Source organism: Actinocrinis puniceicyclus (assembly GCF_018283645.1).
In the GTDB taxonomy this organism is placed as follows: Bacteria; Actinomycetota; Actinomycetes; order Streptomycetales; family Catenulisporaceae; genus Actinocrinis; species Actinocrinis puniceicyclus.
In genome coordinates, this window is the sequence record NZ_JAGSXH010000015.1 from 19,806 (window position 1) to 35,409 (window position 15,604).

13 protein-coding genes and 1 tRNA gene are annotated in these 15,604 nt (G+C 69.4%); 3 read left to right on the forward strand and 11 right to left on the reverse strand.

Annotated features, from left to right (window positions below):
* Positions 1–228: 228 nt before the first annotated feature.
* Complete coding sequence (locus tag KGA66_RS06780) at positions 229–1,500, forward strand: glycoside hydrolase domain-containing protein (RefSeq protein ID WP_211465744.1); 1,272 nt, start codon at positions 229–231, stop codon at positions 1,498–1,500.
* 97 nt (positions 1,501–1,597) lie between these two features.
* On the opposite strand, the gene KGA66_RS06785 is transcribed toward KGA66_RS06780, so the two are convergent.
* The 10 genes from KGA66_RS06785 to KGA66_RS06830 form a co-directional block, all read right to left on the reverse strand.
* On the reverse strand, positions 1,598–3,019 hold the full coding sequence (locus KGA66_RS06785) for a class I adenylate-forming enzyme family protein (protein WP_211465746.1): 1,422 nt from the start codon (positions 3,017–3,019) through the stop codon (positions 1,598–1,600).
* Positions 3,020–3,136: 117 nt separating this feature from the next.
* Positions 3,137–4,435: a sensor histidine kinase gene (locus tag KGA66_RS06790; protein WP_211465748.1), complete on the reverse strand. Its 1,299-nt coding sequence runs from the start codon at positions 4,433–4,435 to the stop codon at positions 3,137–3,139.
* Positions 4,436–4,445: 10 nt separating this feature from the next.
* Complete coding sequence (locus KGA66_RS06795; protein ID WP_211465750.1) at positions 4,446–5,126, reverse strand: response regulator transcription factor; 681 nt, start codon at positions 5,124–5,126, stop codon at positions 4,446–4,448.
* 36 nt (positions 5,127–5,162) lie between these two features.
* The gene (locus KGA66_RS32435) at positions 5,163–5,459 is read right to left on the reverse strand and encodes a cation:proton antiporter (protein WP_211465752.1); all 297 of its coding nucleotides are present in this window, start codon (positions 5,457–5,459) and stop codon (positions 5,163–5,165) included.
* A complete protein-coding gene (locus KGA66_RS06805) occupies positions 5,456–6,844 on the reverse strand; it encodes a cytochrome P450 (protein WP_211465754.1) in 1,389 nt (462 codons plus the stop codon). The genes KGA66_RS32435 and KGA66_RS06805 overlap by 4 nt, the downstream gene beginning before the upstream one ends.
* Positions 6,841–7,920 carry an alpha-hydroxy acid oxidase gene (locus tag KGA66_RS06810; RefSeq protein WP_246507139.1) on the reverse strand — a complete coding sequence of 360 codons (1,080 nt, stop codon included), beginning with the start codon at positions 7,918–7,920 and terminating at the stop codon, positions 6,841–6,843. Before KGA66_RS06810 ends, KGA66_RS06805 begins: the two co-directional genes overlap by 4 nt.
* Before the next feature lie 62 nt (positions 7,921–7,982).
* Positions 7,983–9,578, reverse strand: a complete 1,596-nt coding sequence (locus tag KGA66_RS06815; RefSeq protein ID WP_211465756.1) for an NAD(P)-binding domain-containing protein — start codon at positions 9,576–9,578, stop codon at positions 7,983–7,985.
* Positions 9,579–10,040: 462 nt separating this feature from the next.
* Positions 10,041–10,220, reverse strand: a complete 180-nt coding sequence (locus KGA66_RS06820) for a hypothetical protein (protein ID WP_211465758.1) — start codon at positions 10,218–10,220, stop codon at positions 10,041–10,043.
* A 280-nt stretch (positions 10,221–10,500) separates the two neighbouring features.
* Positions 10,501–10,574 (reverse strand) — tRNA-Pro (locus tag KGA66_RS06825).
* An 84-nt stretch (positions 10,575–10,658) separates the two neighbouring features.
* Positions 10,659–11,723 (reverse strand): metallophosphoesterase, encoded by a 1,065-nt coding sequence (locus KGA66_RS06830; protein WP_312886789.1) that lies wholly within the window; start codon positions 11,721–11,723, stop codon positions 10,659–10,661.
* Positions 11,724–11,834: 111 nt separating this feature from the next.
* Between KGA66_RS06830 and KGA66_RS06835 the strand changes: the two genes are divergently transcribed.
* Complete coding sequence (locus tag KGA66_RS06835) at positions 11,835–12,290, forward strand: GatB/YqeY domain-containing protein (RefSeq protein WP_211465760.1); 456 nt, start codon at positions 11,835–11,837, stop codon at positions 12,288–12,290.
* A gap of 115 nt (positions 12,291–12,405) precedes the next feature.
* Here the strand turns inward: KGA66_RS06835 and KGA66_RS06840 are convergent, their stop codons facing one another.
* A complete protein-coding gene (locus KGA66_RS06840; protein WP_211465762.1) occupies positions 12,406–14,667 on the reverse strand; it encodes a transglycosylase domain-containing protein in 2,262 nt (753 codons plus the stop codon).
* Between the two features lie 465 nt (positions 14,668–15,132).
* On the opposite strand from KGA66_RS06840, the gene KGA66_RS06845 reads away from it, so the two are divergent.
* A complete protein-coding gene (locus KGA66_RS06845) occupies positions 15,133–15,468 on the forward strand; it encodes a WhiB family transcriptional regulator (RefSeq protein WP_211465764.1) in 336 nt (111 codons plus the stop codon).
* Positions 15,469–15,604: the final 136 nt, after the last annotated feature.

A 15,604-nucleotide genomic window follows, 5' to 3' on the forward strand; every position in this document is an offset into this window, starting at 1 on the left:
ATCTCGGCACGGACGACGGGGAATCCTGTGCATATTCGGAAACGGTCTGGGCTCTGGTATTCGGGGCTTACCGGGGTGATCCTCCTCGCGACAGCGGGCACCGCGTTGGCGGCCAACGAGACCGGGGACGCGGGAGCGGGCGGGCGAACGGCGGCGCAGCCCGGTGCCCGAACCCTGACCGGTCCCACGCCTGCTCTCCCGGCTTCGTCATCGCTGTCTGATTCGAGGATGGACTCCGCGGGCTCGGCGCGGCCGGTGGCCCCGGATCCGCGCGGCTCTGCTTCGTCGGCCGACGTCTCCGGTGTGGCCCGAGCGGTCTCCTTCCACGGCCACGAGTTCTCCGTTCCGGCCGGATGGCGCTTGGTCGATCTCACAAGGAATCCGACCGCGTGCGTCCGCTTCGACGCGCACGCCGTCTACTTCGGAACGCCGTCGGGCGACCAGCGTTGCCCGGCGGCGAACGGCACCGTGGTCACGGGTGCGGTGCTCGTCGAACCTTCCTCCGCCGCGACGGCAGCGAGCGCCGTCGACAACACGCTGGACCAGCGAATCAGCGCCACACTGCCGGGAGTGGCGATCGTCGCCTCCTACGGCACCGACCGCAAGTCTGTCGTCGGCCTCCTTGCCGCGGCACATGTGCCGGCGCCCACCGTGGCCTATCCGAGCACGTCGACGGCCGCCGTCGCGGCGCGCGCCACGGCGAAACTCAGCTCGATCCAGGGTTCTGTCACGCCGGCCACGGTCGCGTCGTTCACACAGGTCTACACGGGTCTTGGATTCGACGCGTGCACTGCCCCGAGCACTGCGCAGATGACGGCGTGGGCCGGATCGCCGTTCGGAGCGGTAGGGGTTTACATCGGCGGGGCCGGCCGCGCGTGCACCCAGCCGAACCTGACCGCGTCGTGGGTGGCCGCGGAAACGGGTGCGGGATGGCGCCTGCTGCCGGTCTACGTCGGTCCGCAGATCGTGTTCAACAAGGTCACCGACGCCGTGACGCAGGGCACGGCGAGCGCCGACGACGCCGTGACCCAGGCTTCCGCCCTCGGCATCGGTGAGGGCGCGGTGCTGTATTACGACATGGAGGGCGGCGGCTACACCGCGACGCAGACCACCACGGCGCAGCAGTTCCTCGCCGCCTGGACCACGGAACTGCACGCGCTGCGCTACCGCGCGGCGGTCTACGGCAGCGAGACGGGTGCGCTCGGCGCGGTGATGTCGGGCTGGGGCACCGTGACCGAACCGGACGTCATCGACGTCGCCAACTGGAACGGTCAGTCCGACGACGATCCCGGCGCCGACCCGGCCGGTCACTGGCGCGGGCACCGCGTGCATCAGTTCATCAGCAGCACGGACGCGACATACGGTGGCGTCACGATCAACATCGATGAGGACTTCTTCGCGCTCGCCGGTCCGTGCGGCCCCGCGCTGCCGGGCACGCCCGTGCAACCGCGGTACATGATCAACTGCGCGGTCTCCCCGGCTGCTGCCCCGTCGCCCTGATCGCTGCGGCGGTCCGCAGCCGCGCGCGACGCCCGATCTGCTCGGTCGGCCGCGCCGTACTCCGCTGCTCAACAGGTACGCAAGAGGCCCGTGACCATCAATCGGTTTGCCGGCCTCGGAGCAGGCCGAGCAGGGCGGCCTTGTCCGGTTTCCCGCTGACGGCCACCGGGACCTCGGACAGTTCGGTGACGGTCTCCGGCACGCTGAGCTCGCCGAGTTCGGCCCGAACCGCTTGGCGCAGGCCGGCGTGGTCCAGGCGGCGTCCCGGGCGCGGGACCACGAAGGCGTGCACCGCCTCGCCGCGCCGGTCGTCGGGGGCGCCGACCACGTATGCCTGGTCCACATCCTCCTGTGCCGCCAGGAGGCGCTCGATCGGGCCCGCGTACACCGGCAGGGCGTCCACGATGATCACTTCGCGGGCGCGACCGGTCAGATACACGTAGCCGCCCTCCAGCCTCCCGAGATCGCGGGTGCGGACCCAGCCGTCCGGCGTCAAGGTCTCGGCGGTCAACTCCGGCTCGTCGAAGTATCCGCACATCTGGTAGGGCGTGCGTACGTAGATCTCGCCGTCTCGGACGTCTGCGTCCACGGAGGGCAGCGGCCGTCCCACCGACGCGAGCACGCCGTGGGCGATGTCCGTCGGAGTCAACGCGGTGAGCCCGCCGGTCTCGGTCAGACCGTACGAGGAGTAGACCACCGGGCCGAGCAGTTCGACCGCTTCGGCCAGCCGGTGTGCGGGCAGCGGCGACCCGGCGACCATGATCGCCGCCACGGTGGACAAGCCGAACCGCGCATCCCGCAGCGAATCCAGCATCTGGTACAGCCGTGGCACGCTCATGATCGTCGCGGTGGCGCGCAGCCGCTCGAACACGCCGGGGAACAGCGGGCCTTCACCGGGTGCGGGAAGTCGCGGGATCACGGCGGTGCCGCCGGACAGCAGGCACAGCGCCAGGTAGTCCTGTACCACCGCGCTGGAAAGCGTGCCGAAGAGCAGATATCGACCGGTCTTCCGGGCCAGTTCGACGGTATCGGCGCACCAGGTCTCCGCACCCCACGACCAGTGAGCCGACAGTGCCTTGTAGGTCTGCATGCAGCCCTTCGGCAGGCCGGTGCTGCCGCTGGTGTACGCCACCCGCGCCACGTCGTCCGGCCGAGCCAGCACCACAGGGTCGGCCGCCGGGCCGCGTAGCAGGCCGGCCACCCGATCGCCGGTGAGCACCGTGTCCACGCCGCGCGTGAGCACGTGCCGACGCTGGGGTGCCGAATAACCCGGGTGCACGCCGACCACCCGGCAGCCCAGCGTGTAACCCGCGAGGTATGCGGCTACTGATTCGGCGCTGACGTCCAAGTCCATGGCTACTGCGCTGCCCGGGCCGATGCCGCTTGAGCGCAGCCCGCGGGCAACGGTGCCGATCATGGAAAGCAGTTCGGCGCCGGTCACGGCGTGGCCGCCGTCCTCCACGGCGACGTGTTCCGGCCGCGCCGCCAATGCGTGGAGAACCGAGTCCGGAAATACCATGCGCTCTCGCTCCTGTGAATGAGAATGCTTTTTGGGTTGAGCTGCCACGTGCGCCAGTGCGCCCGCACGGCCGTCGAGGACGTCGATCGGTGGATGAGGCTGCGTCGTGATCTTCCGCTAGGAAGAAGCCTGAGTGACAGGGGTGGGCTCCACGGCGGCTTTCGCGGCGGGAAGGCGGACCGTGAAGATGGCGCCCCTGCCGGGTCGGCTTTCGGCGCGGATGGTGCCGGCGTGGTCGGCCGCGATCTCGCGGGCCAGCGCGAGACCGAGGCCGAAGCGGTGCGGCCCGGGGTGGCCGCTCTGCGCGAACCGCTCGAAGATCCGCTCGCTGTCGGCCTGATCGAAGCCGGTTCCGTCGTCGGTGACTTCGAGTTCGACCAGGCCCCGGTCGGCTGAGCGGATGCGCAGCCTGATGCGGCCGCTCGCTTCGGTGTGGCCGATGGCGTTGTCCAGAAGAGTCGCGATCATCCGGCGCAGCGGCGAGTCTGCCCCGTTGACCAGGAAGGCGCAGGCGGCGTCCGCGGCGGCCTCGCAGTCGCCGATCTCCACCTCCAGGGTGCGGCCGTTGAGCCGCGGGCGTTCCGCCTCCGCCGCCTCGAGCGCAAGCGCTGCCAGGTCGACGATGCGCGAGCGTTCCGGGTCGTTGTGCAGCGCGGCCGAGACGAGCAGGTCTTCGATCAGTTCGTTCAGTTCCCCCGCGGCCCGAACCAGTGCGCCGAGTTCCTTGGCCAACGGCTCGGGTACCTGTTCGGCGGGTTTGCGAAGCAGCAGTTGGGCGCGGGTATGCAGTCGGGTGAGCGGAGTGCGCAGCTCATGGCTCGCATCGGCGACGAACCGGCGCTGCTTTGCCAATGCGTCACCGAGCGGCGCGATGGACCGCCGGCCGACCTCGGCTCCCACGATCGTCGCGGCTCCAACGCCGAGTAGTCCCACCAGGACCAGGGCTCGTACCAGATGGTCGAGGTCGGCCTGCTGATACCAGGTGTCCAGGACGGCTTGGCGCACGACGTCGCCGTGTCGCACGGTGAGCACGTCGTAGACCGCGCCGTGCGAGGCCCAGCTGGTCCGCTTGGGCGGCGCGCCGTCGCGCGCGGCGGCCACGGCGGAGGCGAGCGGGAGACCTTCCGGCGCCGCCCGGCCCCTCGGCGTCTGCCCGTCCACGATCTCGAACAGCCACAGGCAGGGCGTCGTCTGATCCGGGTTTCCGAAAGCGAGCTCGAACTCGAGCTGCTGGCGGGCCTGGTTGTGCTGTTCGGTCAGCACGACGCGGTAGATGCTGAAGCCGAGCAACGTGAGCGCGGCGAGGAAGCCGGCGGCGATCCGGCAGGCGAGGACCGCGGTGGCGCGGGCGAGCATCCGCCGCTCCGGCGTGACGGCGGAGCGGCGCCGGCCGAGCGTCATCGCCGTCCTGCTCACGTGGGCCCGCTCACAGCAGTCCGATCCGGTAACCGAGGCCGTAGACGGTCTGCACGACCTGCCGGCCGAGCTTGCGTCTCAGGTAGTAGACGTAGGTGTCGACGACGGATTGCGCAGTCGTGTCGGGGAAGACCCGCGCCCGCAACTGGGCTCGGGTGTACACGGCCCGCGGCCGGACGGCGAGGGCGAACAGCAGGCCGAACTCGCGCGCGGAGAGCGGCACGCGGCGCCCGTCGCAGAGCACGACGTCCTGGGCCTGCCGGTCCAGGTAGCCCGTGCCGAGCGGGAGCAGGTCGGCGCCGTCGGCGAAGCGCCGGTCCAGCGCCCGGATCCGGGCGAGCAGCTCGTCGAGGTCGAACGGCTTGGAGAGGTAGTCGTCCGCGCCGCTGTCGAGTCCGCGCACCCGCTCGGGGTGCGAGCCGAGCGCGGTCAGGATCAGCACGCGCGCGGTCACCGAGCGCCGGCGCAGGCGGGCGAGCAGGTCCAGTCCGTCCATGCCGGGCAGCCGCCGGTCGATCACCATCACGCGGTACGCCCGGCTGAGTCCGAGATGCAGGCCGCGTTGTCCATTGTAGGCGACGTCCACGCTGTAGCCTTCGCCCGCGATCAGCGGTTCGAGCAGCGCGGCGAGCTCCACATCGTCCTCGACGAGGAGCAGCCGCGGTGTCTCGTCGGTGCCCGACCCGATCATCGTTCCGCATTATGGCACACTCTCTCAGAGTTCTTCTTAACAGGTTTGTTCGGTCGGGGGCGGGTTCCAGAGCGTGTTTGAGAAGCAGCGTCGGACGGGGCCGCGGCGTCTGGCGCGTGCGATCGCAAGGCGGCGCAGCGCGGGGAACGGCTCGTTCTCGGCGTCCGAGGCGACGGCGCCGAGCAGCGAAGGGCCGAGCAGCACACCGGCGATCATCTCGCCGACGACCGGCGGCTGGCCGGCCCGGCCGATCGCCCAGGACACCAGGCGGCACACCAGCAGGATCACGACCACGGCGATGAAGAAGCGCGGGGAAAGGACACTGACGCTCATCGGCTGCCGTCCTGGGAGGCGAAGTGGGTGGTACACAGGCGCAGCCGCCGGGCGTCCCAGACCATGTAGGTGCCCAGGACCAACTGCACGAGGCTGCGCCACACGTCCTCCCAGCGGTCGCGCAGCCGCTGGCGGGCGAGGCGGAGCGCGGGCGGGCGCTGGGCGTCGGGGTCGGCGCCCAGCGGCAACAGCAGGCACGGTCCCCGGTTGGGCAGCGACCGGCTGTGGTCGGCCGCGGTGGCCAGCGCGTATCGGCGCAGCACGCGGCGGGCTGCCACCCGCATGGTCAGCGGGGCGACCGCGCGGGCCGGGCAGGGCCGGTTCGCGCCGACCCCGAACGGGATGTGGCGCAACTGCTCGGCATGGTCGCGCCCCCAGCGGTCCGGATCGAACGCGGCCGCGTCGGGCGCGCCGGAATGGTGGAAGGCGGGATAGTTGAACAGCAGTACCGAACCGGCCGGGATCGCGGCCTCGCCGAGCGCGATGTCGGCCGAGGTGATCCGGTGCGCGACGCCGAAGAGCGGGTAGACCCGGAGGGTCTCGTCGATCACCCGGTCGATCAGTCCGGTCTCCTCCGGTTCCTCGCGCAGCCGGCGCTGCAGGTCGGGCCGGGCGGCGAGGGCGAGCAGCAGGTGCGCCATCGCCTCGGACATCTGCACGACGGCCGTGTTGAAGTACGTGCCCTGCAGGTAGTAGACCTGTTCCGCGTCGTCGAGCGCCGCGGGCAGCGCGTGCGGGACGGCACCTGAGGCCAGCCTGGCCCGAAGATAGCGGGTGAGCCGGTCGCGCCGGCCCATGTGGCGCAGCCCCGTGCATTTCAGGGCACTGACGACATCGTCGGCGTTCGTGACGATCAGGTCCCTGGCTTCATCCGGGCACGGCTCGTCGAAGACGACCTCGTAGTAGACCGCGGCCCACAGCGGCATCATCGCGTCGCGCAGCCGTACCTCCCGGGCTCGGCCGGGACGCTTGTGGGCGGCGAGCCGGTCGAGCTCGCGGTCGGCGCAGCGGGCGACCAGTTCGGCCCATTCGTCCCGGCGCAGTCTCGTCAGGGTGCTGCGGGTGGTGCGGGCGACGTCGTCATAGCGCGGTCCTGGTTCCAGATGCTCCTGGTGCACTTCGGGGCCTGGAGCCAGCCAGTACCAGAACAGGTCGGACAGCGCGGCGCCACGGCTGCGGCCGTTCGCCGCGGGATCGGTGTAGAGCCGTTTGAAGTCCTCGACGCCGACGCGGTCGCCCGGCACCGCGATCCCCTCGTCGCCGTTGATGAGCACGAATATGCGTACTCTGAGTGCCACGACCACTCCCGGCAGCCAGTAGGGCAGGCTCGCCACGGCGGACACGGCCGCCAACGCCGCGATCCAGGTCAAGCCGGCCGACGTCATCGCGCGCCCGCCTGAGCCGACCGGACCAGGTCGGGTGTCAGATCCTTCACGCCGCGGGCTCCGCACAGCGCGAGGGTGTGATCGAGCTCCGCGCGCAGCAGTTCGAGCACTCGCAGCGCGCCTTCTTCGCCCGCCACGGCCAGGCCCCACACCAGCGGCCGGCCGATGCCCACCGCGGTCGCTCCGAGTGCGAGTGCCTTGACGACGTCGGTGCCGCGCCGCACTCCGCCGTCGAGCAGCACGGGGACCTTCCGGCCGGCGACCGCGGCGAACTCGGGCAGCAGTTCGATCGTGGCCGGGACGGTGTCGAGCTGGCGGCCGCCGTGATTGGACAGCAGCAGGCCGTCCACGCCCCGATCCACCGCGATCCGCGCGTCCTCGGGATGCAGCACGCCCTTGAGCAGCACAGGCAGCTTCGTGTGCGCACGCAACCGGTCCACGTCGTCCCAGTTCAGCTCCGGCGACATACCGATCCGGCGCACCGTGTCCGGCTCATCGCCGCGCAGGTTGCGCAGGTTCTCGCAGGCGAGGCCGGGCGGCAGGTCGTGGAACCGGTTGCGCACGTTGCGCTCGTTCACGCCCAGCACGGGCGAGTCCACGGTGACGACGAGGGCGGTGCAGCCGGCCGCGGCGGCCCGCCGGACCAGGGCGAGGGTGTCCTGCGGATCAGGCTGGAGATACAACTGGAACCACAGGGCCGGGTCTCGGTCGGTCGCGGCCGCACGGGCGGCGGCCGCGACCTCGCGGATGGCGACGGTGCTCGCCATGCTGGCGATCAGGATCGTGTCCGCGCGAGCCGCCGCGCGTCCGGTCGCGATCTCGCCTTCGGCGCACACCAGACGGTGGAACGCGGTCGGCGAGACCAGCACCGGCATCGAGGCGCGGGTGCCGAGGATGCTGACCGCCGAATCGCGCTCGGCGGTGCCGCCGAGCACCCGTGGCAGGAGGCTGAGCCGGGCGAAACCTGCCTCGTTGGCGCGCACGGTCACCTCGTCGCGCGCGCCGCCGGCGATGTAGTCGTAGTGGACCGGGTCGAGGATCCGGCGGGCCCGGGCCTCGAACTCGCGCACCGTCAGGAGGTCCTCGAGCGCGCCCGGGGGCTCTTCGGTCCGGGGAGTCGTCGTGCGCCGGGGAGCGCTCACCAGGCCACCGCCTTCTCGAGGAAGGCCACGAGCGGAGCGCGGTGCGTGCGCTCGTCGTCCCACTGGTTTTCCAGGTTCTCGGCGAGGTGGTGTTCGGCCGCAACGTCGCCGTCGCGGTAGACGCGTACGACCGGGTGCAGGTAGGCGGCGTCGTGCGCCTGCCCGGCGTCGTTCTGTGCGGCGCGGCGCAGCGTGATGTCGAAGGGGTCGACGCGGTCGTGGTCGGGACCGTATTCCAGGGTGACAGCGACCATCAGGGATTCGGCGGGCAGCCCGTTGCCGGGTTCGCCGAGGCCGCCGTCGAGCGCATAGCCGACCGGCACCTCCTCCAGGTAGTACGCGTCGCCGTCCTGCGGGATCAGCAGCATGTCCGACATCACGCCGAACTGCTGCCAGAGCGCGGAACTGCGGTTGACCCGCGCGAGTACCGCGTCGGCCAGCGCCGCCGGCTCGGGCGGCAGGACCCGGTGCGGCCAGGCAGCGCCGTACCCGCGCTGCTCGAGGATCCGGGCCAGGGCCCGCACGGTGTAGCGGAAGCCGTGGATGAAACCCGAGGTGGCCTTCTTGAAGTCGCGCTGCTGCATCAGCGTGCCGGCGAAGTACAGGCCTGGCACGTTCACCGACTCGTACGCGGAGGTCAGCTCGGCGAACCGGTCGTTGATCACGAGCTTCGGCAGGCACCCGTCGGCGAAGGGCGCGGCGTCGAGCCGGAAGCCGGTGCAGCACACGATCCGGTCGTAATACAGCTCCTTGACGACCTCGTCGGCCCGGGCGAAGGAGAAGCGGACCTGGAACCCGCCTTCGGGGCGCGCGACGATGCTCTGGACCGAGCCGTCCAGGATCGCGTTCTGCGACTTGAGCTGGTAGGTGTCGAGGAAGTTGTTGTTGACCGCGCGCAGGTGGCCGACGTAGTGGCTCTGCCAGGCCAGCCGGAGCGAGTGCGGGCCGGCGACGTGGATGACCGCGGCCTTCTCGATGAGGTTGTCGGCGGTCTCGAAGGCGGAGTTGCCCTTGCCCAGGATGAGCACTCGCTGATCGGTGAACCCGGCCGGGTCGACCGGCATCGTCGCGTACTGCTCGGCGTGCTCGATGCCGGGGATCGGCGGGATGTAGGGCGCGCTGACGCCGCTGGCGACGATGACGACGCCGGCGCGGTAGCGGGTACCGTCGGCGGCCGTCACGACGAACTCGCCGCCCGGTTCCGGCCGCTCGACGCGCACCGCGCGGGTGTTGTAGCGCACCCGCAGACCGAGCGCCGCGGCGAAGTCCGCGAGATAGCGGCGGAAGTCGTCGGCGGGCGGGAAATAGCGCTCGCTGTAGCGGGTGAACAGGAGTTCGGGATCCGGGCTGAGCAGGGAGTTCCAGTCCATCCGGAGGTTTAGCTCGGGATCTTGGGTGCCGGTGTGCCGCTTGTTGTTGGAGATCATGGTGCGGTGGCGGGGGAACGTGGCGAAGAATTCCCCGGGCGCGGGTCCGGCCTCCAGCACCGCGTAGTCGCGGCCCGCCTCATGCAGATGGCCGGCGAGTTGCAGGCCCGCCGGGCCCGCGCCGATGACGAGGTGGCTGTAGTCGGCCGCTGTGGGTGCGGTCATGCTGACCTCCGGAGTGGGCAGTCGAGGTGGGTGGAGCCTCGGTCCACTCCTGAGGATCGCGCGGGAAAATCAGACCTTTCTTAGAACGCTGCGGTAGGCCGGGAGCCCATCTGCGGACCGGCCGCGGCTGGAGTGGTCGGCGTCGGCGGGCGCGAAAAGCAATCCGATGAACGAAGCTCTGTGGCCGTTGCTCTGATCAGGCCTCTTACCGTGCGGCAGCGGACACCAGCCTCGACAGCCCTCGACGCAAGACCACGGGAGGGAACGACCTATGGATCCGCTCAAGCACTCCGCCGCACGGCTGAGATAGTGGCCGGTGTTCTGGCTGCCGCGGTCGCGCCCTTGGCCGGGCTTCCCGCCGCGCCTGCGGACGCCGCCCCCGATCACGGTCAGCTTCGATCATCTTGAAGCGCTGTTGGTCGGCCCGGTCGTTGTACTGCGCTGCTGTAATCCCGATGTCACCTACGGGTGCGGCGCGATCGCGAGCACCGTGATGACCGCAACTTCCCTGCCGTTCGCCGTCTCGTTCGGCCCGTACATCCAGAAGATGCGCCACGCGCTCGGCGTCTTGTTTCCGACGTATGAGTCCCAGGCCTTTGCCTTAGGGAGGCCGGGGAAGTTGTCGTACTGGTGGGAGTGCAAGCCCGGGTACCGTGGTTCCTGCTCCAGTAGGGCTAGCGCTCCCTGTACCTTCTATTCTCGCTCAGGAGCGTGCGCGTCCTGCTTCCGGTGTTCGCCCCGTCGCGGGCCGAGACGTCGACGGGGCGAAGACAGGAGGAGACGGTTCGGGCGGCGACGGGCTGCACCCGGCCGAAGGTCGGGTGCCTTGATGCTGGCAACGTGTAGCGACTGCTGTACTTCGCTGCTGTACGGACAAGAAAGAGGCCGGTAACCACCAACTGGTTACCGGCCTCTAACAGCGTCGGGGTGGCGGGATTTGAACCCACGACCTCTTCGTCCCGAACGAAGCGCGCTGCCAAGCTGCGCTACACCCCGGAAGTGCTTGCCCAGTCTAGCCGAGTTGAGGCGGATCGTGGAAATCCTTTGGCGGGCGGTCTGCTTCGATGACGGAACGGCTGGTCAGCCGGCGCGTGGGAGCAGCGTAATCAGCGATGCCTCGGGGGGGCAGGCGAAGCGTACCGGGGCGTACCGGGACGCTCCGCAGCCGGCGGAGACGTGCAGATGGGCCGTATTACCGCCGACCGCGTGGGTGTGCAGGCCCTTCGCTCGGGCACGGTCGAGGTCGCAGTTCGTCACGAGGGCGCCGTAGAACGGGACGCACAGTTGGCCGCCGTGGGTATGGCCGGCGAGGATGAGCGGGACGCCTTCGGTGGTCATCGCGTCGAGAACGCGCAGGTAAGGAGCGTGAGTGACGCCGATCGTCAGATCCCTGCCCGCCCCGCCGCTCGTCGTCCTCGTACGTCCTGCGCTGTGGCCGATGCCTTGGCGTCCGGCGCCCTCGTCTTGGCCCTCGTGCGTAGCGCTGTCCTGTCCGACGCTGCGCCGGTCGCCGCTATGCGGCACCGGCTGCTCCTCATGGGCATCGCCATCCGGCCCCGCCTTGGCGGGGTAGCGGTCGCGACGCACGTGGGGGTCGTCGACCCCGACGAAGTCGAGGCTGAGGCCGCGGCCAGGCAGGTCGAGCGTGCTGCGGGCGTTGGTCAGGTCGAGCCAGCCCGCCTTGGTGAACGCGGCCTGCAACGCCGGCCAGTCGTTCTCGGCGCGCTTGCGGCGCGGGGCGTGCGAGCGGTCGCCGTGGCGTAGGTACTTGGCCGGGTTGAGACGGCTGGCCTGGTAGTAGTCGTTAGAGCCGAGCACGAACACGCCGGGTAGCGCAGTGAGCGGTTCCAAGGTGTCGATGACCTCGGGGACCGCGTCCGGATGAGACAGATTGTCTCCCGTGTTGACCACCAGGTCCGGCTGCAACTCGGCCAGGGACCGCAGCCAGGCCTGCTTCCGTCGCTGACCGGGAACCATGTGGATGTCCGAGACCTGCAGAATGCGCAGCGGCTGCTCGCCCGGGTCGAGCAGCGGAATACTGAAGCGCCGCAGCCGGTAGAGGTTCACCTCGACGCCCGCCGCGTAGGCGACTGCGGCGGTTCCGGCGGCCATGATGCCCAGCGGGATGGAGAACGATCGGCGCACCCGCTGAGTCTACCGGCGGCGCCGGGGCCCCAGGCCGGTATGTGCGCCGAATGATCCGCGGGAGGCATAACCGTCGTGCGCGGCGGCGGGGCTCCGTGCCACCCTAGGGCCATGACCACGACGCTCAAGGACCAGCTGCGCGCAGACCTGACCACCGCCATCAAGGGCCGCGACGAGTTGCGGACCGCGGCACTGCGGATGGCGCTGACCGCGATCACGAACGAAGAGGTCGCCGGGGTCGCGGCGCGCGCGCTCTCGGACACCGAGACGGTCACGGTGCTCACGCGCGAGGTGAAGAAGCGGCGCGAGGCCGCGGAAGCTTTCGAGGGGGCGGGACGGGCCGAGCAGGCTTCGCGCGAGCGAGCCGAGGGCGAGGTGCTTTCCTCCTATCTGCCTGCGCAGCTCTCGGACGAGGAAGTGAACGCCATCGTCGCGGAAGCGATCGCGCAGACCGGTGCGGTCGGCCCGAAGTCGATGGGCGTCGTGATGAAGGTCGTCACGCCGAAGATCGCCGGGCGGGCCGACGGCAGGCGGGTCGCGGCCGCGGTCAAGGCCGCGCTCGGGTAGCGCACTGCCGGAGTAGAAGCCACCGAGCTGAACGTTGCTTGACCGAAAACGGCGGCGGGGAGCGGATCCGACTGGACCCGCTCCCCGCCGCCGCGTCCGTACGGTGATTACCCGGTCAGTGGCCCTTGCCGCCTCCGCCGCCTCCGCCGAAGATCCCGCCGAGGAAACCGCCGCCTCCGCCGCCCGGGCCGTTACCGTTTCCTCCGCCGCCCGCGCCACCCGGATTGGGGTTGGCGTTGAAGCCGGTCGGCGCGGTGAACGGCACCACCTGCGTCCCTGCGAGGGCTCCGGTCATCGCGTCGTTGAAGGTCGGCGCGGAGATCGAGGAACCGAAGACCTGGCCCGGGTAGTACGTCGGGCCGATCTTGATGTTCTCCAGCTTCGTCTTGCTGTCCCAGTTGATGAAACCGGTCCAGGTCGCCGCGGCCAGCTGCGGGGTGTAGCCGTCGAACCACGTCGCGATGCTGGAGTCGGTAGTGCCGGTCTTGCCCGCGATCGGGCGGCTGTCGCTGAGCGGGACCGCTCCTGCGGCGGTTCCGTTCTGCACGACGCCTTGCAGCATCGAGGTGATCTCGTTGGCGATGTTCGGGTCCAGTACCTGCCGGCAGCTCTTGTTCTGTCCGCCGTAGTTCTTACCGGACACATCGGTCACCTGCGTGATGACGTAAGGCACGCAGTAGGTGCCCTGTGCCGCGAGGGTGGCGTAGGCGCTGGCCATCTCGATCGGGGTGATCGGGTTTGTGCCGAGAGTGAACGACGGGATCTGCATCAGCGACTGGCCCTTGCCCGTGTCGTTGTCCTGCGTCACACCCATCGACTCGGCGACCTGCGCCGGCTTGCACAGGCCGGTCTGCTCCTCCATGCGGAGGAAGTAGGTGTTGATGGACTGCGCGAACGCGTTGGGCATTGCCGTCTTGTGGTCCGCCATATCGTCGTTCGACGGCGTGTACTTTCCCTTGGCCGGCACGTCCGGTGGCCACACGACCTGCGTTTGGCTTCCAGCGCAGGCGGCGAACTGAGTCCCGGCGTCGTCGATCGTGCCCGGGGCGTCAATCGGCTGATTCGGATCGATGCCCTGCTCCAGAGCTGCGATGCCGACGAAGATCTTGAACGAGGAACCCGCCTGGAATCCGTTGGTCCCGTTGTGGTTCCTGTCCGCGGAGAGATTGATGAACGTCTGGCCGGAACCGTTGCCCATCGGGATGGACTGCGCCATCGCCTTGATCTGCCCGCTGCCGGGATCGACCATGACGAGGGCCGACGCGATGTCGTGCTTCTGGAAGTCGGTGGCGTAGACCCGCTTGGCGATGGCGGCGTCCGCCGACTGCTCGTCCTTGACGCTCATCGTGGTCTGAATGGTCAGCCCGCCGCGCAGCCACAGCGCTTCGCGATCGGCCATGGTCTTGCCATACGCGCTGTCGCGGATGAAGGTGTTGTAGACGTAGTTGCAGAAGTAAGCGGCCGAGCCCTTCGCGGTGATGCAACCGTCTCGCAGCGAGGTCGGGCTCAGGCTCAGCGGCATCTTCTCGTACTGCGCCGCCTGCGCCGCCGTGATGTAGTTCAGCGTCGGGTTCGCCATGTCCTGCAGCACGATGTTGCGCCGCTTCAACGCGTCCGCGGGGTGCGCGAAGGGGTCGAACTCGGTGGGGCTGTTGACGATCGCCGCGAGCAGCGCGGCCTGCGGAACCGTCAGTTTGGCCGACGTGGTCGAGAAATAGCGCTCCGCCGCCGCCTCGACACCGTATGCGCCGTTGCCGAAATACACCAGGTTCAGGTAACGCTCCAGGATCTGGTCCTTACTGAGCGTCTTCTCCACGGCTATCGCGTACTTGAGTTCGGTTATCTTACGAGAGAACGTGTCGGCCGTCGCGGCCTGCTGCCTGGTCTTGTCAGTACCCGCTTCCAACAGCAGCACGTTCTTCACGTACTGCTGCGTGATGGACGAGCCGCCCTGCGTGTTACCGCCGGCCGAGTCGTTCACGAGGGCCCGCAGAGTTCCCTTGAGGTCGATTCCGCCGTGCTGGTAGTACCGGACGTCCTCAATGGAGACCAGGGCGTGCGGCATGTTCGGGCTTATCTGCGCCATCGGGACCACCACCCGGTTGCCGAAGTCGCCCCACGTGTACGCGATCACTGAGCCGTCGTCGGCCAGGATCCTCGTGCGTTGTGGCAGCACCGGGGTCTCGAAGTCGTCGGGCAGATCCTCGAAGTGGTCGGACGCGGCCTTCGCGGTCAGACCGAAACTGCCCACGAAGGGCAGGGTCAGACCGGCCAGGAGGACCCCGGCCAGGGCGCTGACCATCACGAACGTGCCGAGGTGCGATATCAGCCGCCCGACTCCGCTCGCGCCGGAGTAACCAGTACGTCCCGTCACCATGGCGACCACAGTACGGGTCGAGTCGGACAGCACGGTGGGGAGAGGCTGCTGCCGGCGAATCTGTGGCCCAGTTGCTACACGGGAGGTAGTCCGGACGGGCCATACCAGATTGACCAGTTCGGGGACTGTCGAGTGCTGATGGTTATCCGTAATGTCGTGCTAGCTGAAGAGATCTCTCCGCGTACGGATCCGAGACGTGCGGTAACGCCGCGGGAGTTTCATCAGGTGGAGAACAGCCGGGGAGTCTGGGCCGTCGGCTGGAATCGGTAAGGCTAGTGCGACAAGTGCGGATGTCGTGTCGGTCATATCGATCGGGGCGCTGGTCTCGTGTGTTGCGTAAGTCCATTACGCAAGCGGGCCGTCGCCGCGGTCGGATGTGCCGGCCGCCGTTGGGGGAGCCTCGATGCTGAGAGGACGGCACCGGAGATGGCAGGGTCGGAGAACGAAGTGCCGATGATGAGGGCGATGGCCGCTGACGAGAGCGCGGTCAGGAGTTGGGTGGAGGACTGGACGATAGCGGCGGCGTGCCGGGGTATGGACCCGGATGAGCTGTTCGTCCAGGGAGCCGCCCAGAACAGGGCGAAGACGGTGTGCGCGGCTTGCCCGGTGCGCACCGAGTGCCTCGCGGACGCGCTCGACAACAGAGTCGAGTTCGGAGTGTGGGGAGGCATGACCGAGCGCGAACGGCGGGCACTGCTGCGGCGGCGACCGGATGTGCGCTCATGGCGCAAAGTCCTGGAGGGCAAGCGGGAGGCATACCTGCTGCGCCAGCGCGCCGCGATGGTGACCGCCGGCAGCTGACCAGCGGCTCGCAGACTCCGGCGGACCCGGAACGCGCCCGCGCTGTCGTCAGGACGGCGGATCTGGACTCGAAGTGCGACGACGGCTCATGGATGATCCTTCACGAGCCTTCCCGGTCGGCTGCGGAACGCCGCCG

Bases quoted from the DNA above. Each gene is read 5' to 3' on its own strand.
- KGA66_RS32435 (WP_211465752.1), bottom strand. From the start codon at position 5,459: ATGAGCGTCAGTGTCCTTTCCCCGCGCTTCTTCATCGCCGTGGTCGTG.
- KGA66_RS06795 (WP_211465750.1), bottom strand. From the start codon at position 5,126: ATGATCGGGTCGGGCACCGACGAGACACCGCGGCTGCTCCTCGTCGAG.
- KGA66_RS06835 (WP_211465760.1), top strand. From the start codon at position 11,835: ATGACCACGACGCTCAAGGACCAGCTGCGCGCAGACCTGACCACCGCC.
- KGA66_RS06780 (WP_211465744.1), top strand. From the start codon at position 229: ATGGACTCCGCGGGCTCGGCGCGGCCGGTGGCCCCGGATCCGCGCGGC.
- KGA66_RS06840 (WP_211465762.1), bottom strand. From the start codon at position 14,667: ATGGTGACGGGACGTACTGGTTACTCCGGCGCGAGCGGAGTCGGGCGG.
- KGA66_RS06785 (WP_211465746.1), bottom strand. From the start codon at position 3,019: ATGGTATTTCCGGACTCGGTTCTCCACGCATTGGCGGCGCGGCCGGAA.
- KGA66_RS06805 (WP_211465754.1), bottom strand. From the start codon at position 6,844: ATGACGTCGGCCGGCTTGACCTGGATCGCGGCGTTGGCGGCCGTGTCC.
- KGA66_RS06815 (WP_211465756.1), bottom strand. From the start codon at position 9,578: ATGACCGCACCCACAGCGGCCGACTACAGCCACCTCGTCATCGGCGCG.
- KGA66_RS06845 (WP_211465764.1), top strand. From the start codon at position 15,133: ATGGCCGCTGACGAGAGCGCGGTCAGGAGTTGGGTGGAGGACTGGACG.